The sequence below is a fragment of the Sphingobium sp. GW821-FHT02B05 genome, from assembly GCF_059421905.1.
Genome location: NZ_JBWKVW010000001.1, coordinates 363,465 through 382,131, shown reverse-complemented (window position 1 = coordinate 382,131; position 18,667 = coordinate 363,465). Strand labels below are relative to the sequence as shown.

The following is an 18,667-nucleotide window of genomic DNA, read 5'->3' as shown; positions in this document are numbered from 1 at the left end:
ATGAGCAAGCTGACCGTCGAGCAGGTGATGGAGCTGGCCCCGGTGATCCCGGTGCTGGTGGTGGACCGGGTCGAAGATGCGCTGCCGATCGCGCGCGCGCTGGTCGCTGGGGGCCTGCCCGCGCTGGAAGTGACGCTGCGCACCCCCGCCGCGCTGGACGTGATCCGCGAAATGGCCAAGGTCGAAGGCGCGGTCGTCGGCGCTGGCACGGTGCTGAACCCGGCGCAGCTGGACGCCGCGATGGAGGCGGGCGCCCGCTTCATCGTCAGCCCCGGCCTCACCGAACCGCTGGGCAAGGCCGCGATCGCCGCGAACATCCCCTTCCTGCCCGGCACAGCCACGGCCGGCGACATCATGCGCGGCATGGACATGGGCCTTACCCACTTCAAATTCTTCCCGGCCGAAACGTCCGGCGGCCTGCCGGCGTTGAAGGCGCTTGCCGCGCCGCTCCACACCGCCCGTTTCTGCCCGACCGGCGGCATCACGGCGCAGAGCGCGCCCGAATGGCTGGCCCAGCCCTTCATCAAATGCGTCGGCGGCAGCTGGGTCGTGCCTAAGGGGCCGGTCGATCCCGACGCCATCGAAGCGCTGGCCCGCGAAGCGGCTGCCTTGCCACGCTAAGGATGCGGGGCCATTGCGCCCCGCCTCTCCTCCGCCTAGATGAAGCCTATGAATCCGCGCCGCCTCCTTGCCGCCCTGGCTCTGTTCCTGTCCGGCTGTGCCGGCGCGCCGCAAAGCTATCCCTCGCTGGCCAAGCGTGCGGTGGAGAGCGCCCCCGTCGCGAAGATCAGCCCGCCTTCCGCCCCGGTCCCGGCCGATGCGGCGCTGTCGGCGGAAATCGCCAAATATGTGGGTCAGGCGGACAAGGGCGCCGCCGCCTTCGACACCGCCTATGCCAGGGCCGACAAGGCCGTGCGCGCAGCATCCGGCGCGGCCGTATCGAGCGACACATGGGTCGCCGCACAGGTGACGATCAGCGCGCTCGAATCCGCCCGCAACGACAGCGTGTCGGCCCTCGCCAGCCTCGACACCCTCTATGTCCAGCGCAGCAACGCGGTGGCCGATGGCAAGGCCGCCGGCGGTCTTGAGGATGTGGACGCCGCCCGCAGCGCCGCGCTGGCGCTGGTCGACCAGCAGAACGACCGTATCGACGCGATGAAGGGACGATTGCCGCAGCCTTGATGGGATGGCGGGTGGCGACCATTTTTGGTCATTGCGTCAGATCATCCACCTCCTTGAAACCGGCCACCATTCAGATGGCAGGTCGAAGGCTGAAAGACCATCTGGTGGAAAGCGGAAGAAGTTGCTTTACCGCGACGTGCGGTTGGCAGAACGACATAGTAAAAAGATCATCGCGACCGCAACGGCGACCCCAATACTATCGGATAACCGCTTTATGAACCCAAGTCCCTGAAAACCTTCAGAAAATCCGAAACCCACAGCAGCGGCGAAGATTGGGAAAGTCCACCTCGGAATGAGCTTCAGCAGATGCGTCATCAATCTATCATGTCCTACCTGCGCAGTGTCCGCAACCGGGCGATCGTTGCCGGATGATTTCTCACCATGCGGCGTCAGCTTGGCACCCGCAAATACCTCAGATTTCTTGACCTTTCGAATGCCAAGCGATCGAAATTATTAGATGGGATTTTGCTGAATTCAAGGTTGTTGCGGGTGTCCAGCTATCTCGATCATCTCGCCAAAAGCTGACTGCCGGCAACCCACCCAAAGCCGTCTTATTCCCCCATCGCCTTCACCGCGCCCTTATGCGCCTTGGCATTGTGGACATAATGATCCACCCCTTCGCGCATATCCAGTATCGCTTCGTCCCTCAGGTCTCGCATATATTTGGCCGGGCGCCCGGCCCATAGCTGGCGGTGCAGCACCCGCTTGCCCGGCGACAACAAGGCGCCCGCCGCCAGCATCGCATCGCTCTCCACCGTAGAACCGCTCATCACGATCGCGCCCAGCCCGACGAAAGCCCGATCCTCCAGCACGCAGCCGTGGATCATCGCCATATGGCCGATCAGCACATCGTCGCCGATGATCGCGGGCCAGCCGTCCACCGGTCGCCCGTCCGCCCGGTCGCCGGGACTGTCGCAATGGATGACGCTGCCGTCCTGCACATTGGTCCGCGCACCGATCCTGACCCGGTTCACGTCCGCCCGGATCACGCAATTATACCAGATGCTCGCATCCTCGCCGATCTCGACATCGCCGATGATCCGGCACCCCGGCGCGATGAAGGCGCTGGGGTGGATGCGTGGCGCCTTGCCGTTGAAGGGGATGATGCTCACGTCTGGATAATCGGTCGCGGCGGCCATTATGGCTCTCCTCTCAGGGTCTGATCTTGAGCACCGGCAGGATGCTGGCATGGTCGTCGGTCCAGGTCGCAAAGCCCGGCCGGGGCTGTAGCGGCTGCCAATCATCGCGGCCGGACAAGCTGACCAGATGATCGAGTTGCGCCGGATCGCGGGACAAGGCAACCCAGATCGACGCCGCATAATGCCGCCCCGCGTCCCGCTTGTTCGGCCTGTAATGGCGCAGACGCGCATGCCAGCCGTCTGCCGCCGCATTCCCCGCTACGACCGGCCGCAGGTCGAGATAGCGGTTGGAGATATGGATCAACAACACGCCATTGCGCGCCAGCCGCCGCCCGTAGATGTTCAGCGCCTCGCGCGTCAGCAGGTGCATCGGGATGGAATCGGACGAAAAGGCGTCGATCACCAGCAGGTCCGCGCCGCCCGCCGGCTGCCGCGCCAGCGTCATGCGCGCGTCGCCGATGATGATGTTCGCGCGGGGCTGGCATCGCGACAGGAAGGTGAAGTCGGCCGGATTGCGGGCGATCGCCGCCATCGCCGGATCGATCTCGTAAAAATGCCAGCTTTGCCCCGGCTTGATGTAGCAGGCCAGCGTCCCGGCGCCCAGGCCCACCACATCGATCCGCGCGCGCCGCCCGAACAGCGCCGGTGCATGGCGCATCGCCAGCCCCACGCCCGAATCCGGCGCATAATAGCTGGTCGGGTCCAGTTCCCTGTCCTTCGCCCGGTTCTGGACGCCGTGCAAGGTGGTGCCGTGGAACAGGATGCGCTCGCCCGGCCCCCCGGCGCCATCCCGGTTCGCCACGCCATAGACGCCGAAATAGCTGCGCGTCAGCATGCCGCTGGCCGACTGGGACAGTTTTTCCCACCCGCTCAGGCACAGCATCAGATAGACGAGCATGCCCGCCGTCAGCCAGCGATGGCCGAGCGCCAGAATAGCCAAGGCGATGATCGCCACGAAACAGATCGTCTTGAACAGGGGTGACGCCAGACCCGGCACCACCCCGCCGCCGACCAGCGACAATAGCAGGCCGATCAGCAGCATGATCGTCGCCAGCCAGACGCGCCGCTGCGGATTTTCCCAGATTAGGCGGGGCAGTCGCAACGCCGCCTCCCGATCCGGCAGCAGCAGCGCCGCGGCAACCAGCAGGATCGGATATTCGTACGTCCAGTCGAAGATCAGCGGCGCAATGAGCGCGCAGAACAGGCCACCCAGCATGCCACCAACCGACATCAGCAGGTAGAAGCGGGTCAGATGGGCGGGCGCAGGCCGCAGATCGTACAACCGGGCGTGGAGCGCGGTCGATGCCACGAACAGCACGGTGACGATGCCGATCGCAATGAAAACGGGGAAGTGGACGCCGCCGGTAAAGGCGATGCAGGCGCCGATCAGCAGGATCAGCGGCGCGATGGACAGGCACAGGTCCGCGCCGCCCCGCCGCGTCGCAAAGGCGACCGAGAAGCTGAGCAGATAGAGGCCGAGCGGCACGATCCACAGCAGCGGCATGGCGACGATGTCCGTGGTCAGATACAGGCTGGTCGCCAGCATCAGGCCCGACGGCACGGCCGACAGCGCCAGCCAGTGCAGCATGCGCCGCCTGTCGGGTGGCGGCGCATCGCGCGCTTCCACCGCCACTTCGCCGGGGCTGTCCGCCGGCAATCGCCGGGCGCTGAAGTAAACCAGGAAGAAGAGCGCGCCGTAGCAGAGCGACCAGAGGATGCTTTGCGCCTTCAGGGCCAGCAACGGCTCGACCAGCAGCGGATAGGCGATCAGCCCGGCAAAACTGCCCAGGTTCGACGCGGCGTAGAGGGGGTAGGGATCGCGCCCCTCCGCGAGCGCATACCAGCGTTGCAACAAGGGCGCCTGCGCCGCGACCACGAAGAAAAGCGGCCCGATCGACGCACCGAGCAGCCATAGCACCCAAAGGGCCGGCTCGATATCGGCGGACGGCTGCCACCCCATCAGGCCGATCGGCAGGAAGGTGGCGGAAATCAGGAACAGGCCAAGGTGGATCAGCGCCTGCCGCCGCGCCGCGAACCGGCCCAGCAGATGCGCATAGGCATAGCCCGCCAGCAACAGCGCCTGATAAACCAGCATGGCCGAATTCCATACCGATGGCGCCCCGCCCAGGCGCGGCAACGCCATGCGGGCGATCATCGGCTGGACCAGGAACAGCAGGAAAGAACCCGCACAGATCGTGATGACGAAGCGGGCGCGCGTACCGATCAAATTCCGATCCTCCTGTGGTCCCCGCCCCGTTCATGGGGCAGCTAACCGCTTCGGTTCAAGGAGAAGTTCGCGAATTTCGCATTATCATGGTCGGGCCGCATCCAGCCCATAGACGATATGGCGACACAGCGGATGCCCCGGCGCGAAGGCGGGATGATCGAAATCCATGTCCGCCCGCCGCGTCATGCCAAGACCCAGCATCAGCCCCCAGGATGCCCTGTTGCCCGGCACGGTATAGGCGATGATCCGCTTGTCGTCTGGCCGATATGTCCGGCACCAGTCGATCGCGGCCCGCGCCGCCTCCTTGGCATAGCCACGCCCCCAATGGCTCGACGCCAGCCGCCAGCCCAATTCCAGCGCGCCGAATATAGGGGTACCGGGATGCCGACCGCGGCGCGGACCGCAAAATCCGATGATCGCGCCATCCGCCCGCGATTCCATGATCCAGTGGCAATGGCCCTGTTCCTGCTGGGCAGTGGCCATGCGCCGGTACAGGTCGGCATAATGATCGCGCGGCTGGCGTCCGCCCAGCCAGCGCGTCACATTGTCATCGTCCAGATTTTGCATGAACGGATCGACATCCGCCTCGCGCCATGCGCGCAGGATCAACCGGTCCGTTTCAAGCCGAAATTCGGCCACGCATCAGCCGCCCAGCAGCCGCGCCGCGTGCAGCGCATGATAGGTCAGCACGCCCGAACATCCAGCCCGCTTGAACGCCATCAGCGTTTCCAGCACCATCGCATCGCGGTCCGCCGCCCCGGCGGCGACCGCATGTTCGATCATCGCATATTCGCCCGACACCTGATAGGCGAAGACCGGCACGGCGAAGCGGTCGCGCACGCGCGCCACGATGTCCAGATAGGGCAGGCCCGGCTTCACCATGACGCTGTCCGCGCCCTCGGCCAGGTCCAGCGCCACTTCGCGCAACGCTTCCTCGCCATTGGCGGGGTCCATCTGGTAGTTTTTCTTGTCGCCCTTCAGCAATCCGCGCGACCCCACCGCATCGCGGAACGGGCCGTAGAAGGCGCTGGCATATTTGGCGGCATAGGCCATGATCTGGACATTGGCATGGCCGCCCTGTTCCAGTGCGGCGCGGATCGCGCCGACCCGGCCGTCCATCATGTCGCTGGGCGCGATGATGTCCGCGCCTGCCGCCGCCTGGTTGAGCGACTGGCCGATCAATATGTCGATGGTCGCGTCGTTGAGGACATAGCCCGTGTCGTCCAGCAGCCCGTCCTGGCCATGGGCGGTATAGGGGTCCAGCGCCACATCGGTCAGGATGCCGATGTCGGGCACCGCATCCTTGATCGCGCGGATCGCCCGGCACATCAGATTGTCGGGATTGAGCGCCTCTGCCCCATCGTCGCTGCGCCGTTCCGCCTGCGTATTGGGGAAGAGGGCGAGGCAGGGGATGCCCGCATCGCGGGCTTCCTTCGCCCGCGCGACCATCAGGTCCACCGACCAGCGCGACACGCCCGGCAGCGCGGCGATCGGCTCTTCCACGCCCTGCCCTTCGGTGACGAACAACGGCCAGAGGAAATCGCTGGGGGACAGGCGGTTTTCGGCGTGCATCGCTCGGCTCCAGGCCGATGCACGGGTGCGGCGCAAGCGCAGCGCCGGATAGGGGGCGTAGGTCATGCACGCGGGTTTAGGCCGGGGGGTCGGGGGGATCAAGCCGGGCAGTTTGTCCAAGGCGCCTTGCCTCCGGAACGGGCGAAGATTTTACCGATCCTTTAGACATTGGTCGAACCGGGCCAGGAATATTAGCGTTCGTTAACCCCGATATCGCAGGGCGGATCAGCGACGAACAGACGAGCGACAGACAGGGAACCCATGATCAGCATCACTTCGGACCAGAGCCGCAGCCTCGTCATCGCCCAGATGACCGGTTTTCTTGATCCGGCCGAGGTCCAGCGCTTCAGCCATGAGAAGGAAGCGGCCGTCATCGCCATGGGCCTGGGCTCGGGCGAATATTATCTGCTGGTCAATACCGAAGGCTGCGTCATCCAGTCGCAGGAGGTGGTCGCGGCGTTCATGCGGGTGATGCTGGAATCGCCTTTCCGGTCGCGCCGGCTGGCGGTCGTGCGGCATGACAGTCTGACCCGGATGCAGACCCGCCGTATCCTGAGCGTACGGGACGATGCCGACATCTTCACCTCGGTGGAAGAGGCGGAGCAATGGCTGTTCGATGCGCCGGTGCAAAGGCGCGCGGCCCTGGGCTGAGCATTGTGAAGTCAGCTGGCATCCAATCGGATCATGCGCCAAGCCAGCTTTCGTCGCGCACGCGCATGGCCTATGGACCGGCGATGCGCGCCATCCATCATATCGCCCTCATCTGTTCCGACTATGACCGTTCGCGGGCCTTCTACCGCGACATATTGGGCCTGCCCGTCATTCGCGAAGTGTGGCGGGCGGAACGGCAATCGTGGAAATGCGATCTGGACGCAGGCAATGCGCAGATCGAACTTTTCTCTTTCCCCGCGCCCCCGCCCCGGCCCAGCCGCCCCGAAGCGCTCGGCCTGCGCCATCTCGCCTTCCTGGTCGACGATCTGGATGCGGAGGTTGCGCGATTGGCAACGGCCGGCGTCGAATGCGAACCCATCCGGATCGACGAATATACCGGCCAGCGCTTCACCTTCTTTACCGACCCGGACGGTCTGCCGCTGGAACTTTACGAAAGCGCTCCAGCGGCCTGACGCCGTTACTTCGCGAACCGCTTGAAGAAACTGTCGTCGTTCCACGCCGGCCGCGCCGCCGCATTGGCGACGCGCAGCGTGACCGCGGTCACATAGGCATTGAGCTTCGCCGTCTCCGCCGGCAGCACCGGCTGGTTCAAATCGTCGAAGGGCGAGTGATAGATGTTGGCCCGCCACGCCTTTTCCGTGGTTGCTTCGGGCGTCCCCGCCTTGAACCCATATTTGAAGAAGAGCGCCGGGATGCCCTGCCGGATGAAGGCATATTGGTCGGACCGGATGAAGACGTTGCGGTCCGGGAAGGGATCGGGCGTGATCGGCAGCTTCATCTGCGCGCTCACCACCTCCGCGTCCTTGCCCAGGCTGCTCTGGTCGTAACCGATCGGCGTCACGCTGGTCAGCGGGAAGATGGGCAGCGCCATGTCGAAATTCAGGTCCGCCACGATGCTTTTGGCCGGCACGGTCGGCCGCCCCGCAAAATAGCGCGCGCCCAGCAGCCCCTTCTCCTCCGCCGTGACGATGGTGAACAGGATGGAGCGCTTGGGCTTAACCTTGCTCGCCTTGAGCGCCCGCGCGATCTCCAGCAGGCTGGCCACGCCCGACGCATTGTCGAGCGCGCCATTATAGATCGCGTCGCCCTTGATCGGCGTCCCGATGCCATAGCCGTCCAGATGCGCCGACAGCACGACATGCTCGGCCTTCAGCTGGGGATCGCTGCCCGGCATGACCGCGACCAGATTGGGCGACGACAGCTCGCGCCGCGTGGCCGCCACCTGCGCCTTCAAGCGCAGCGCCAGCGGGAAGCTGGCGACCGGGGCGGACGCATCGGCAGCCGCCGCGATGGCCGCGAAATCCTTGCCAGTTCCCGCGAAGAATTGCGCCGACTTTGCCGGGTCGAACTGCGCGCCCAGGAAGGGCAGCTTGGTTTCCCGCATCGCATCGTCGGCAAAATAGAGCGCCGGCGCCCCGGCCAGCGCGACCCGGCGCACCCAGGGGATTTCCACCTGCCCCGGCGTCACCAAAGTAATGAGGCCCAGCGCCCCCTGCGCGGCCAGCCATTGCGCCCGTTCCGACCGGGCATGGGATTTCAGCGCGCCGGAGATATCCGCCGGCCCGCCCGACAACACCACCACGATCTTGCCCTTCAGGTCCAGCCCGGCAAAATCGTCATGCCCCGCCTCCGGCAGATGCAGGCCATAGCCGGCAAAGACCATGGGCGCATCGACGCTTTCGGGCACCGGCCCGCCGCTGCCCGAAAAGATAAGGTCGCCCGGTACCGCCAGCGCCGTTTCCCCCTGCGGGCCCACCAGCGTCGCGCTGCTGCGGTCCGACTGGATGCGCTGCTCGACGAAGGCGACCGGCTGCTTGTAGCCGTCCACCCCGGCCGGCTTCAGCCCCAGCGCCTTGAACTGGGCGATCACATAGTCGGCCGCGCGGTCATAGCCGGGCGTGCCGGTCCCCCGTCCTTCCATGCCGTCATTGGCCAGCGCTTCGACATGCGCCCACCAGCGCCCGCCGTCATCGGCCTGCGCATGCGCCGCGGTCGCGATCAGGGACAACAGGGGAAGAGCGATGAGGGACAGGCGCATAAAGGCGGACTCCGCTTATTATCAAGGGGCTGACATGCCAAACCCTGTCTGACGAACAAGGGGGCTTGGAACCGCCACCCGCATGTGTATTATCATGGCAATACACAAACAGGAGATAGAGATGTCCCGCCCCCTTCCCCTTTTCGCTCTGGTCGTTGCCGGCGTGGCCCTGTCCACTGCCGCCTGCTCGCGCACCGACGAAACGCCCGCCGCCGGCACGGCCCCCGATCAGGTCGCGCAGACCACGCAGGACTGGGCGAAACTCAGCCAGTTCGACGCCATCGATGCGACCGGCCCGGACAATGTCGTCGTCACCATCGGACCGAATTTCAAGATCAGCGCCGACGGCGATGCCAAGGCCGTGGCCGATCTCGACATCCGCACGAAAGGCGGCACGCTCATCATCGGCCGCAAGTCCAAGGGCGACTGGAGCTGGGGCCGCAAGAATGGCGACAAGGGCGCGACCGTCCATGTCACCATGCCCGCCATCAAGTCCGCCGACCTGACCGGCGCGGGCGATTTCGATCTGGACAAGGCGGATGGCGACAGCCTGACCCTGTCGCTGACCGGCGCGGGCGATTTCCGCATCGGCGCGGTGACGCTCAAGTCGCTGACCACCGACATTACCGGCGCCGGCTCCATGAAAATCTCAGGCACGGCTGACGAAGCGAAATTCTCCATCACCGGCGCGGGCGACATCGACGCCGAAGCGCTGAAGGTCGGCACGGCCAAGGTCGACATATTGGGCGCGGGCGACATCGACTTTGCCTCCGACGGGAAGGTCGCTATCAGCATCATGGGTCCGGGCGACGTGACGGTGAAGGGCAAGGCGCAATGCACGACAAGCGGAATGGGACCGGGCGAGGCACGCTGCGCACCCTGATCTTTGGCTGCGCGGCGCGGCTATTGCCCGCCGCGTCGGCCGGCGCCGCGGCACTGCTGTTCGCTGCGCCGGCCGGCGCCGCGATGCGCGGCTTCACCATCACCAGCTTCGATGCGATCCGCGTGGATGCGCCCGTGACCGTGATCCTGACCACCGGGCCGGGCGCATCGGCGCGGGCAGAGGGCGATCAGGGCGCGCTCGACCGGCTGAAGGTGGATGTGTCCGGCCGCCTGCTGACCGTCTCCGCGATACGCCTGCGCGCCGGCGAAAAGAGCGGCGGCGCGGCGACGCTGCGCCTGTCCACGCCCATGATAGACCGGATCGCGCTGACCGGCGGCGGGTCGGTCGCCGTCAACCGGATGAAGGGGTTGCAGGGGCAGGTGTCGCTGGGCGGCAATGGCGATGTCAGCATCGCCGATGTGCAACTCGACCGGATCGACGTGCTGCTGGCCGGCAGCGGCCGGGTGACGCTGGCGGGGCGTACCGGCGTCGCCAATATCCACGTCAACGGCCCCGGCGCGATCGCCGCCGAACCCCTGCGCGCCCGTCAGGCCAGCATTGGCAACGAAGGCCCCGGCACCATCACCCTGACCGCAGACGTCACGGCGAAGGTCGTCACGTCGGGATCGGGCGACATCGCCGTCCCCGGCAAGGCCGCCTGCACCGTGGACAATCGCGGCACCGGCCGCGTGACCTGCGGGGGCGAGAACTATTAAGGAGGCGAGTTATAAAGAGATTGCGCAGTGTATCGCCATGCGATACAATATGCAATGATCGTCGGATTTCGACACAAAGGAATCGAAGCTTTCTACCGCACCGGTACGACGCGGGGCATCCAGGCGTCGCATGAAAAGAAGCTAAGAAATATTTTGGGGCTGCTCGACGTAGCCGCCAGACCTGATGACATGAATTTGCCATCGTTCAAGCTGCATCCGTTGAAAGGCGACTTGCAGGGGCATTGGTCGGTCTGGGTTAATGGCAATTGGCGTATCACCTTCCGTTTCGTTGGTGCGGACGTCGAACTGGTCGATTATCAGGATTATCATTAGGATCATGACCATGATGCACAATCCGCCTCATCCCGGCGCCATATTGCGCGACGAAGTTGTTGCGGCACTAGGCCTTTCCGTCACGGAGGCCGCCGACCGGCTCGCCATGTCACGGGTCGCGCTGTCGCGGGTACTCAATTGCAAGGCTGCGATCAGCCCCGATCTGGCCGTCCGGCTGGAACAGGCCGGCGCAAGCACCGCACGCGCATGGCTTGCGATGCAGGCCAATCATGACCTTTGGCGGGCCATGCAGCATAAACAACCGCCCGTCCGGCGCTTGGAAGATGCCGCATAAGGGACAGGTTGCGGCCCGCTATTGTCGTTAGGAAGATTGATGCCGCAACAGGACGAGGTTTTTGGCCATCTATAGGGCGGCGTCTTCCCGCGCAGGCGGGGACACGACATCTTTCGCGTCCCCGCCCCTCTACCCGACGAACCACCCCCTTCGCCATGCTTTCCTATTCGCGTATTCTCTGATCTATCCTTGCCGATGGAACAGCAGACCCCTCCCGCCGCGCGCGATGGCGCGCCTGTCGCTAATCGCGTCATCGATCGTGCGCACTGGACGCCGGACCGGCAGCGCCTCTTCCTCTCCGTCCTGCTGGACAGCGGCAATGTGTCGAGCGCCGCGCGCGCGGCGGGCATGTCGCGATCCAGCGCGCATCGGCTGCGGCGCAAGCTGGCCGGCACGCCATTCGATCAGGCATGGAACCGGGCGCTGGCCGTCCATGCCCATCTGATGGCGGACCCCTTCGCCCAGACCGCCCGCGCCGCGCCCCCGCAAAAGCCGTGAGGAGAGCCGGGGCGGGCTGGTCATTGGCCTGTCGCCAACCCGTAGCGGATCTGGCGCGCGCCTGGTGCCAGGGTGACGCGCACCGGTCGCGCCGCTGTCGCGTCGATGGAGCGTCGGTGGCGCGTAAATGTCACCTTTCTGGCGCGTCGGTGGCGCGGCGGCGTCTCGCATGTGGCGCGTGCCCGTCGCACCCCCGTCGCAATTGCCTCTTTTTACCCCAACGACGGTGTGAACTTCACCCCGTCGCCTTTCTGTGACCCTTGCGGCCACCGACCCGTGCTTATCGAAAACTTTACCAGCCCGTGGTTAGACAGGCCCCATTCTTGACAGCCGGATTCCCGACTATGCGCCTTTCCCTCGCCCTGCCCCTTCTCGTCGCACTCGCGCTCCCCCAGCCTGCATGGGCGCAGGTGGCCGTGGCCGATAGCGGCGATACCGGCTGGATGATCCTGTGCGCGCTGCTGCTGCTTCTCGCAGCGCTGCCGGGGTTGATGCTGCGCCATGCGGGGCAGGTGAATGTGCGCAACGCGCTGTCGGTGTCGGCGCAGGGTGCCGCCGTCGCCGCCGTAGCCACACTGACCTTCGCGATCGCCGGCTATAGCGTCGCCTTTGCGCCGGGCAGCGCCTGGCTGGGCGGTGGCTCGAACCTGCTGCTCGCGAACCTGGGCGAATTGCGCGACGGACTGACCGTGCCCGAATCCGCCTTCGTCCTTTTCCAGCTGACCCTTGCCCTGCTGGCCGCCTGCCTGCTCGTCGGCGCCGTGGCGGAACGGGTGCGGATCGGCTGGTGGATCGCCTTCACCCCGCTCTGGCTGTTGCTGGTCTATGCGCCGATCGCCCATGCGCTATGGGGCGGCGGCTGGCTCGCGGATCTGGGCGTCATGGATTTTGCCGGCGGGCTGGTGCTGCATGGCACGGCCGGTTTCTCCGCCCTCGCCCTTGCCATCATCGCCGGCGCGCGGCGCGAGCCGTCCGATCCCGGCCATACGCCGCTGCTTGCCATGGCCGGCGGCGCGCTGCTGTGGATCGGCCTGTCCGGCGCGGTCGGCGGCTGGGCTCTGGGCGCAACGGACGATGCGGCGACCGCCATCCTCAACCACCTCTTTGCCGCCTGCGCCGCCGCGCTCGGCTGGGGCCTGCTCGACAGGCTGCTCGGCGCCCGGACCCGCGCCACCGGCATCCTGTCCGGCGCGCTGGCCGGGGTCGCCGCCATCTCCGCCTCCGCCGCTCTGGTCGGTACCGGCGGCGCGATGCTGATCGGCCTGATCGCCGCCATCGTCGCGCGTACCGGGGCCGGACTCATCGTGGGCAAGGTCGACGACAGCGCCGGCACCTTCGCCGTCCATGGCCTGGGCGGTCTGACCGGCACGTTGCTGCTGCCGGTCTTCGTCCTGCCGCTTATGGGCGGGGTCGGTTTCGACGCCAATATCAGCCTGACCGGCGCGCTGACCTCGCAGGCGATCGGGCTGGTCATCGTCGCGCTGTGGTCCATGGTCGGCAGCGCGATCGCCGCGCTGATCGTGTCCGTGGTAATCCCGATGCGGGTGAGCGCGCAGGAGGAATCGGACGGTCTGGACGCCAGCCAGCATGGCCAGCAGGGCTGGGATTTCCGCTGACCCCATGGGCGTAGCCGTCGCCATATTCGCCCATCAGGAAGAGCGCCGGATCGCGCTTTGCCTCGCCTCCATCCCGCTCGACCGGCCCGACACGATCTTTCATGTGCTGGTGAACGGCACCACCGACGATACCGTCGCCCGCGCGCACGCAGCGGCCGGCGGCCGCCCCCACGTCATCGTCCATGACATAGAGGCAGGCGGCAAGTCGCGGACCTGGAACCATATGGTGCACGACCTGCTGGCCGGCGACGAAGAAGCGGTGATCTTCATGGACGGCGACGCGGAAATCGCACCGGGTTCGTTCGACGCCCTGCTCGCCGACCTGGCCGCCCATCCCCAGGCCAATGCCGCCGCCGGCATGCCCATGAACGGCCGCATGGTGGAGGTCTATCGCCAGGGGCTGCGCGACGAAGGCGGGATGTTCGGCGACCTCTATGCCCTGTCGGGCCATTTCGTCGCGGCGATCCGGGCGCGCGGCCTGCGCCTGCCCCAGGATCTAATCGGCGATGATGGGCTGGTGGCGGCCTGGGCGCATACCGACCTCAAAGACGACGGCCATTGGGTGCATGACCGGGTGCTGGCTTGCGAAGGCGCGGGCTTCATCGCCGAGCAGGTGAGTCTCGCCCGCCCCTCGACATGGGCGATGCAGTATAAAAGGCTGATCAACTATTCGGTGCGCTTCTACCAGAACCGCATCATATCCGACATCATGACGCGCGAGGGGCCGGATGGCCTCCCCGCGCGCCTTGCGAGTCGCTATGGCGAATGGCTCCCCCGCTGGCGTCCGCGCCCCGGCCTGACCGGATGGTTCGACCGGAAAGCGCTTGCCCGCATGAGGAAGGCCGCCGCCTAGCGGTCCCTGCCCGCCAGTTCCTTGTTGACGTACAGAGCAACCATCGTGGCCACCGCGCCGGACAGGAGGTAGATGCCCGACGCCGCCAGGCCGAACTTGACCGACAGCAGCAGCGCCACCAGCGGGGCGAAGCCTGCACCGACCAGCCAGGCCAGATCGGACGTCAGCGCCGAACTGGTATAGCGGGCATCGGTCGCGAAATTGGACGCCACGACGCCCGACGACTGACCGAAGGACAGGCCAAGCAGCATGAAGCCCAGGATCATGAAGGCGACCTCGCCCAATTCCCCGCCATTCAGCAGCAACGGCGCCATCAGCGCGAAGATCGCGATGCCCAGCGCCGACCAGCCGAGCAGCGAACGACGACCGATCTGGTCGGCGATGAAGCCGGAGACGACGATGGCGAGCAGGCCCACGGACGCGCCGATCATCTCGATGATGAGGAAGCGGTCGAGCGGCTGGTCGGTATAGAGCGCAACCCAGCACAGCGGAAAGACGGTAACCATATGGAACAGCGCGAAGCTGGCTAGCGGCGCAAAGGCCCCGATGACGATATTGCGCCCTTCCGCCTTCACGGTCGAAAGGACCGCCGACGGCACGAGGTCGCGCTGTTCGAACAAACGCTCGAATTCATGCGTCACCACGATGCGCAGGCGAGCAAAGAGCGCCACGACGTTGATCGCAAAGGCCACGAAGAAGGGATAGCGCCAGCCCCAGTCGAGGAAGTCGGCTTGCGTCATGTTGAGGATGGAGAAAGCGAACAGACCGCTCGCCACGATCAGCGCCAGCGGCGCGCCCAGTTGCGGCACCATCGCATACCAGCCACGCTGATTCTGCGGCGCGTTGAGCGACAGGAGCGAGGCCAGCCCGTCCCAGGTACCGCCCAGCGCAATACCCTGCGCCGCGCGAAGGATGACGAGGACTACCGCAGCATAGTGGCCAATCGTCTCATATCCAGGTAGAAAGGCGATGGCGACGGTAGAGCTGCCGAGCAGGAACAGAGCGCCTGTCAGCTTCGTGCCGCGACCATAGCGTCTGTCGATCGCCATGAAGATGAGCGACCCGATCGGCCGGGTGATGAAGGCAACGGCAAAGATTGCAAAAGAATAGAGGGTGCCGGTCAGCGCATCCACATAGGGAAAGACGAGACTGGGAAACACGATCACCGAAGCGATGGCATAAACGAAGAAGTCGAAAAATTCGGAGGTGCGACCAATGATCACACCAATGGAAATGTCCCCAGGCGCAATGGAATGGTCGCGCGCGTTGATGGCGCGCGCGTCGTCCTCAAGTGGCGTGGAGGTGAAGGCAATGGCCCCTGAACTCATAGACATCCGCTCCTTGGCTTGGCCACCGGCGCGGTTTTCTCGTCTGCCAGTGGCCGTGGAATGGCAGCATAACAGAAAACGTACAGAGTCTAAGCAGTATCCCATATCTCAAACATTTTTTGCATTCGCACACAATTGGACAAATTGCCCACTATCCGACTCTGTGCAGACCCTTTAGGCGCGCGCCATGGCTAACCCTCCCTCCCCCAACAGGATCAGGCTCTTGCGCTGGTCCGCTCCGATTCTTGCGGCGCCACTGGCGGGCTGCAACTGGGTCGTGATGAACCCGTCGGGCGATATTGCGGTGCAGCAGCGCGATCTGATCCTGATTTCGGTCGCGCTGATGCTCCTCATTGTCATCCCCGTCATGGCGATGGTCGTGTGGTTCGCGGTGCGTTATCGCGCCACGAACGAAGCGACTGAAAAGGACTATGATCCCGACTGGGATCACAGCACCAAGCTGGAACTGCTGATCTGGTCGGCGCCGCTGCTGATCATCATCGCGCTGGGCGCGCTGACCTGGGTCAGCACCCACAAGCTGGACCCCTATCGTCCGCTCGATCGGATCGATTCCAAGACGGCGATCGACCCCAAGGTCAAGCCGCTGACGGTCCAGGTCGTCGCGCTCGACTGGAAATGGCTGTTCATCTATCCGGACCTCGGCATCGCCACCGTGAATGAACTGGCCCTCCCCACCAACGTTCCGGTCCGCTTCGACATCACGTCTTCGACCGTGATGAACAGCTTCTACGTCCCCGAACTGGCCGGCCAGATCTACGCCATGCCCGGCATGAAGACGCAGCTCCACGCCGTCGCCAACAAGCCCGTCAAGGGCACTGGCTTTTCCGCCAACTATTCGGGCGCGGGCTTTACCCATATGCGCTTTGGCTATCAGTCGCTGGACCAGGCCGGCTTCGACGCCTGGGTCGCCAAGGTGAAGGGTAGCCAGACCAGCCTTGACCGCAACGTCTATCAGGCGCTGGCCAAGCCGTCCGAAAAGGCGCCGGTCGCCTATTTCGGCAGCAGCGAAGCCAATTTGTTCGATGCCGTCGTCAACCTGTGCGTCAAGCCGGGCCAGCGCTGCATGAAGGAATTGATGCACATCGACCAGATGGGCGGCGCGGGCAAGGAATCTGCCCACGACACCAAGGGGCTGCAATATGACTTCCCCAACAGCCATGTGATCGACCAGGAAGACCGGAACAAGGGCGAGCAGACGGCCCCCGACGCGCCCGGCGCGTCGGATGCTCCGGCGGCGGATCACTCCTCTCACAGCGGCGCTGATGCGCACGCGCAGCATCGGTAAGGCCCATGACTGGCACAATGACAACAGCACAGATGATCTTCGGTCGTCTGACATGGGACAGCTTCCCATGGCATGAGCCCATCGTCGTCGCGACATTCTGCGCGGTGGTGCTGGGCGGCGCGGCGGTGGTCGCAGCGCTCACCTATTTCAAGCTCTGGGGCTATCTCTGGAAGGAGTGGTTCACCAGCGTCGATCACAAGAAGATCGGCATCATGTACATGGTGCTGGGCCTCATCATGTTCCTGCGCGGCTTTGCCGACGCGGTCATGATGCGGCTGCAACAGGCGCTCGCCTTCAACGGGTCTGAGGGCTATCTCAACGCGCACCATTATGACCAGGTGTTCACCGCCCATGGCGTGATCATGATCTTCTTCGTGGCGATGCCGTTCATCACCGGTCTGATGAACTATATCGTCCCGCTCCAGATCGGCGCGCGCGACGTCAGCTTCCCCTTCCTGAACAATTTCTCGTTCTGGATGACGACGGGTGGCGCGGTGCTGGTGATGGCCTCGCTGTTCCTGGGCGAATTCGCCCAGACCGGCTGGCTCGCCTATCCACCGCTGTCCGGGATCGACTATAGCCCGGCTACGGGTGTCGATTATTATATCTGGGCGTTGCAGGTGGCCGGTGTCGGTACGACATTGTCGGGCATCAACCTGATCGCGACCATCGTGAAGATGCGCGCGCCAGGCATGTCGCTGATGAAGATGCCGGTATTCACCTGGACCTCGCTCTGCGCGAACATCCTGATCGTCGCCTCCTTCCCGATCCTGACCGCCACCTTGGTCCTGCTCTCGCTCGACCGCTATGCCGGCACCAACTTCTTCACGAACGACTTCGGCGGCAACCCGATGATGTACGTGAACCTGATCTGGATCTGGGGTCACCCGGAAGTTTACATCCTCATCCTGCCGTTGTTCGGCGTCTTTTCCGAAGTCACCTCGACCTTCTCGGGCAAGCGTCTGTTCGGCTATACCTCCATGGTCTATGCGACCTGCACCATCATGGTGCTGTCCTACCTCGTGTGGCTCCACCACTTCTTCACCATGGGGTCCGGCGCCAGCGTCAACAGCTTCTTCGGCATCACGACGATGATCATCTCGATCCCGACGGGTGCGAAGCTCTTCAACTGGCTCTTCACCATGTATCGCGGCCGCGTTCGTTTCGAACTGCCGATGATGTGGACCGTCGCCTTCATGCTGACCTTCACGATCGGTGGCATGACCGGCGTGATGCTCGCGGTTCCGCCGGCCGACTTCGTGCTGCACAACTCGCTGTTCCTGATCGCGCACTTCCATAACGTGATCATCGGCGGCGTATTGTTCGGCCTGTTCGCGGCGATCAACTATTGGTGGCCCAAGGCGCTCGGCTTCAAGCTCAACCAGTTCTGGGGCCATGTGTCCTTCTGGTGCTGGCAGGTCGGCTTCTGGATGGCCTTCACGCCGCTCTACATCCTTGGCTTCATGGGTGTGACACGTCGCATGCGCGTGTTTGACGATCCATCGCTTCAGATCTACTTCGTCATCGCCGCCATCGGCGCCGCCATCGTCGCGGCTGGCATCGGTGCGATGCTCCTTCAGTTCGCTCTCTCCATCTGGAAGCGCGACGAGCTCAAGGTCGAAGGCGATCCATGGGATGGTCGTACCCTGGAATGGGCGACCAGCTCGCCCCCGCCGGAGTATAATTTCGCCTTCACGCCGGTCGTGTATGACGCCGACAGCTGGGCGGATATGAAGCGCAATAGCTATCAGCGCCCGCTGACCGGCTATCAGGCGATCCATATGCCCAGCAGCACCGGCACCGGCGTGATCCTGGCGGGTCTGGCCACGGTCTGCGGCTTCGCCCTGATCTGGTACATGTGGTGGCTGGCGGCCCTCAGCTTCGTCGGCATGATCGGCTTCGCCATCTTCCACACCTTCAACTACAAGCGCGACTTCTACATCCCGGTCGAGGATGTGACGCGCACCGAGGAAGAGCGTACGCGCATCCTCGCCGCTGGAGTCTGACTG

19 protein-coding genes are annotated in these 18,667 nt (G+C 64.8%); 13 read left to right on the top strand and 6 right to left on the bottom strand.

Annotated features, from left to right (window positions below; all coding sequences use genetic code 11):
- Window positions 1-621, top strand: coding sequence for a bifunctional 4-hydroxy-2-oxoglutarate aldolase/2-dehydro-3-deoxy-phosphogluconate aldolase (eda, locus tag AC07UX_RS02025; RefSeq protein WP_495191754.1), 621 nt, complete (start codon window positions 1-3; stop codon window positions 619-621).
- A 48-nt stretch (window positions 622-669) separates the two neighbouring features.
- On the top strand, window positions 670-1,182 hold the full coding sequence (locus AC07UX_RS02020; protein ID WP_495190357.1) for a hypothetical protein: 513 nt from the start codon (window positions 670-672) through the stop codon (window positions 1,180-1,182).
- A gap of 551 nt (window positions 1,183-1,733) precedes the next feature.
- Here AC07UX_RS02020 and AC07UX_RS02015 read toward each other — a convergent pair.
- The 4 genes from AC07UX_RS02015 to hemB form a co-directional block, all read right to left on the bottom strand.
- The gene (locus tag AC07UX_RS02015; protein WP_495190356.1) at window positions 1,734-2,321 is read right to left on the bottom strand and encodes a gamma carbonic anhydrase family protein; all 588 of its coding nucleotides are present in this window, start codon (window positions 2,319-2,321) and stop codon (window positions 1,734-1,736) included.
- 13 nt (window positions 2,322-2,334) lie between these two features.
- A complete protein-coding gene (locus tag AC07UX_RS02010) occupies window positions 2,335-4,548 on the bottom strand; it encodes a fused MFS/spermidine synthase (RefSeq protein ID WP_495190355.1) in 2,214 nt (737 codons plus the stop codon).
- An 84-nt stretch (window positions 4,549-4,632) separates the two neighbouring features.
- The gene (locus AC07UX_RS02005; RefSeq protein ID WP_495190354.1) at window positions 4,633-5,187 is read right to left on the bottom strand and encodes a GNAT family N-acetyltransferase; all 555 of its coding nucleotides are present in this window, start codon (window positions 5,185-5,187) and stop codon (window positions 4,633-4,635) included.
- A 3-nt stretch (window positions 5,188-5,190) separates the two neighbouring features.
- The gene (gene hemB / locus AC07UX_RS02000; RefSeq protein ID WP_495190353.1) at window positions 5,191-6,186 is read right to left on the bottom strand and encodes a porphobilinogen synthase; all 996 of its coding nucleotides are present in this window, start codon (window positions 6,184-6,186) and stop codon (window positions 5,191-5,193) included.
- Between the two features lie 195 nt (window positions 6,187-6,381).
- Between hemB and AC07UX_RS01995 the strand changes: the two genes are divergently transcribed.
- Both AC07UX_RS01995 and gloA2 read left to right on the top strand, forming a co-directional pair.
- Entirely contained in the window at window positions 6,382-6,771 is a 390-nt protein-coding gene (locus tag AC07UX_RS01995) for a hypothetical protein (protein WP_495190352.1), read from the top strand.
- 83 nt (window positions 6,772-6,854) lie between these two features.
- Window positions 6,855-7,244, top strand: coding sequence for an SMU1112c/YaeR family gloxylase I-like metalloprotein (gene gloA2, locus AC07UX_RS01990; RefSeq protein ID WP_495191753.1), 390 nt, complete (start codon window positions 6,855-6,857; stop codon window positions 7,242-7,244).
- Between the two features lie 5 nt (window positions 7,245-7,249).
- On the opposite strand, the gene AC07UX_RS01985 is transcribed toward gloA2, so the two are convergent.
- Window positions 7,250-8,830, bottom strand: coding sequence for a M28 family metallopeptidase (locus tag AC07UX_RS01985; protein WP_495190351.1), 1,581 nt, complete (start codon window positions 8,828-8,830; stop codon window positions 7,250-7,252).
- A gap of 121 nt (window positions 8,831-8,951) precedes the next feature.
- Between AC07UX_RS01985 and AC07UX_RS01980 the strand changes: the two genes are divergently transcribed.
- The 7 genes from AC07UX_RS01980 to AC07UX_RS01950 all read left to right on the top strand — a co-directional run bounded on the left by AC07UX_RS01980 (window position 8,952) and on the right by AC07UX_RS01950 (window position 14,024).
- Window positions 8,952-9,713, top strand: coding sequence for a head GIN domain-containing protein (locus tag AC07UX_RS01980; protein ID WP_495190350.1), 762 nt, complete (start codon window positions 8,952-8,954; stop codon window positions 9,711-9,713).
- Complete coding sequence (locus AC07UX_RS01975) at window positions 9,665-10,429, top strand: GIN domain-containing protein (protein WP_495190349.1); 765 nt, start codon at window positions 9,665-9,667, stop codon at window positions 10,427-10,429. The genes AC07UX_RS01980 and AC07UX_RS01975 overlap by 49 nt, the downstream gene beginning before the upstream one ends.
- A 54-nt stretch (window positions 10,430-10,483) precedes the next feature.
- Complete coding sequence (locus tag AC07UX_RS01970; protein WP_495190348.1) at window positions 10,484-10,762, top strand: type II toxin-antitoxin system RelE/ParE family toxin; 279 nt, start codon at window positions 10,484-10,486, stop codon at window positions 10,760-10,762.
- Between the two features lie 4 nt (window positions 10,763-10,766).
- The gene (locus AC07UX_RS01965) at window positions 10,767-11,057 is read left to right on the top strand and encodes a HigA family addiction module antitoxin (RefSeq protein WP_495190347.1); all 291 of its coding nucleotides are present in this window, start codon (window positions 10,767-10,769) and stop codon (window positions 11,055-11,057) included.
- A gap of 195 nt (window positions 11,058-11,252) precedes the next feature.
- Entirely contained in the window at window positions 11,253-11,555 is a 303-nt protein-coding gene (locus tag AC07UX_RS01960; protein ID WP_495190346.1) for a LysR family transcriptional regulator, read from the top strand.
- A gap of 344 nt (window positions 11,556-11,899) precedes the next feature.
- Window positions 11,900-13,171: an ammonium transporter gene (locus tag AC07UX_RS01955; RefSeq protein WP_495190345.1), complete on the top strand. Its 1,272-nt coding sequence runs from the start codon at window positions 11,900-11,902 to the stop codon at window positions 13,169-13,171.
- Window positions 13,172-13,175: 4 nt separating this feature from the next.
- Window positions 13,176-14,024 (top strand): glycosyltransferase family 2 protein, encoded by an 849-nt coding sequence (locus tag AC07UX_RS01950; RefSeq protein WP_495190344.1) that lies wholly within the window; start codon window positions 13,176-13,178, stop codon window positions 14,022-14,024.
- Here the strand turns inward: AC07UX_RS01950 and AC07UX_RS01945 are convergent.
- Complete coding sequence (locus AC07UX_RS01945; RefSeq protein WP_495190343.1) at window positions 14,021-15,352, bottom strand: MFS transporter; 1,332 nt, start codon at window positions 15,350-15,352, stop codon at window positions 14,021-14,023. The genes AC07UX_RS01950 and AC07UX_RS01945 overlap by 4 nt on opposite strands.
- A gap of 187 nt (window positions 15,353-15,539) precedes the next feature.
- On the opposite strand from AC07UX_RS01945, the gene cyoA reads away from it, so the two are divergent.
- Window positions 15,540-16,658, top strand: a complete 1,119-nt coding sequence (gene cyoA / locus AC07UX_RS01940) for a ubiquinol oxidase subunit II (RefSeq protein WP_495190342.1) — start codon at window positions 15,540-15,542, stop codon at window positions 16,656-16,658.
- A 5-nt stretch (window positions 16,659-16,663) separates the two neighbouring features.
- Window positions 16,664-18,664, top strand: a complete 2,001-nt coding sequence (cyoB, locus tag AC07UX_RS01935; RefSeq protein WP_495190341.1) for a cytochrome o ubiquinol oxidase subunit I — start codon at window positions 16,664-16,666, stop codon at window positions 18,662-18,664.
- Window positions 18,665-18,667: the final 3 nt, after the last annotated feature.

Excerpts from the sequence above, each read along its gene's own strand:
- eda (WP_495191754.1), top strand. The coding sequence starts at position 1 with ATGAGCAAGCTGACCGTCGAGCAGGTGATGGAGCTGGCCCCGGTGATC.
- AC07UX_RS02020 (WP_495190357.1), top strand. The coding sequence starts at position 670 with ATGAATCCGCGCCGCCTCCTTGCCGCCCTGGCTCTGTTCCTGTCCGGC.
- AC07UX_RS02015 (WP_495190356.1), bottom strand. The coding sequence starts at position 2,321 with ATGGCCGCCGCGACCGATTATCCAGACGTGAGCATCATCCCCTTCAAC.
- hemB (WP_495190353.1), bottom strand. The coding sequence starts at position 6,186 with ATGACCTACGCCCCCTATCCGGCGCTGCGCTTGCGCCGCACCCGTGCA.
- AC07UX_RS01995 (WP_495190352.1), top strand. The coding sequence starts at position 6,382 with ATGATCAGCATCACTTCGGACCAGAGCCGCAGCCTCGTCATCGCCCAG.
- gloA2 (WP_495191753.1), top strand. The coding sequence starts at position 6,855 with ATGCGCGCCATCCATCATATCGCCCTCATCTGTTCCGACTATGACCGT.
- AC07UX_RS01985 (WP_495190351.1), bottom strand. The coding sequence starts at position 8,830 with ATGCGCCTGTCCCTCATCGCTCTTCCCCTGTTGTCCCTGATCGCGACC.
- AC07UX_RS01980 (WP_495190350.1), top strand. The coding sequence starts at position 8,952 with ATGTCCCGCCCCCTTCCCCTTTTCGCTCTGGTCGTTGCCGGCGTGGCC.
- AC07UX_RS01975 (WP_495190349.1), top strand. The coding sequence starts at position 9,665 with ATGCACGACAAGCGGAATGGGACCGGGCGAGGCACGCTGCGCACCCTG.
- AC07UX_RS01970 (WP_495190348.1), top strand. The coding sequence starts at position 10,484 with ATGATCGTCGGATTTCGACACAAAGGAATCGAAGCTTTCTACCGCACC.
- AC07UX_RS01965 (WP_495190347.1), top strand. The coding sequence starts at position 10,767 with ATGACCATGATGCACAATCCGCCTCATCCCGGCGCCATATTGCGCGAC.
- AC07UX_RS01960 (WP_495190346.1), top strand. The coding sequence starts at position 11,253 with ATGGAACAGCAGACCCCTCCCGCCGCGCGCGATGGCGCGCCTGTCGCT.
- AC07UX_RS01955 (WP_495190345.1), top strand. The coding sequence starts at position 11,900 with ATGCGCCTTTCCCTCGCCCTGCCCCTTCTCGTCGCACTCGCGCTCCCC.
- AC07UX_RS01950 (WP_495190344.1), top strand. The coding sequence starts at position 13,176 with ATGGGCGTAGCCGTCGCCATATTCGCCCATCAGGAAGAGCGCCGGATC.
- AC07UX_RS01945 (WP_495190343.1), bottom strand. The coding sequence starts at position 15,352 with ATGAGTTCAGGGGCCATTGCCTTCACCTCCACGCCACTTGAGGACGAC.
- cyoA (WP_495190342.1), top strand. The coding sequence starts at position 15,540 with ATGGCTAACCCTCCCTCCCCCAACAGGATCAGGCTCTTGCGCTGGTCC.
- cyoB (WP_495190341.1), top strand. The coding sequence starts at position 16,664 with ATGACTGGCACAATGACAACAGCACAGATGATCTTCGGTCGTCTGACA.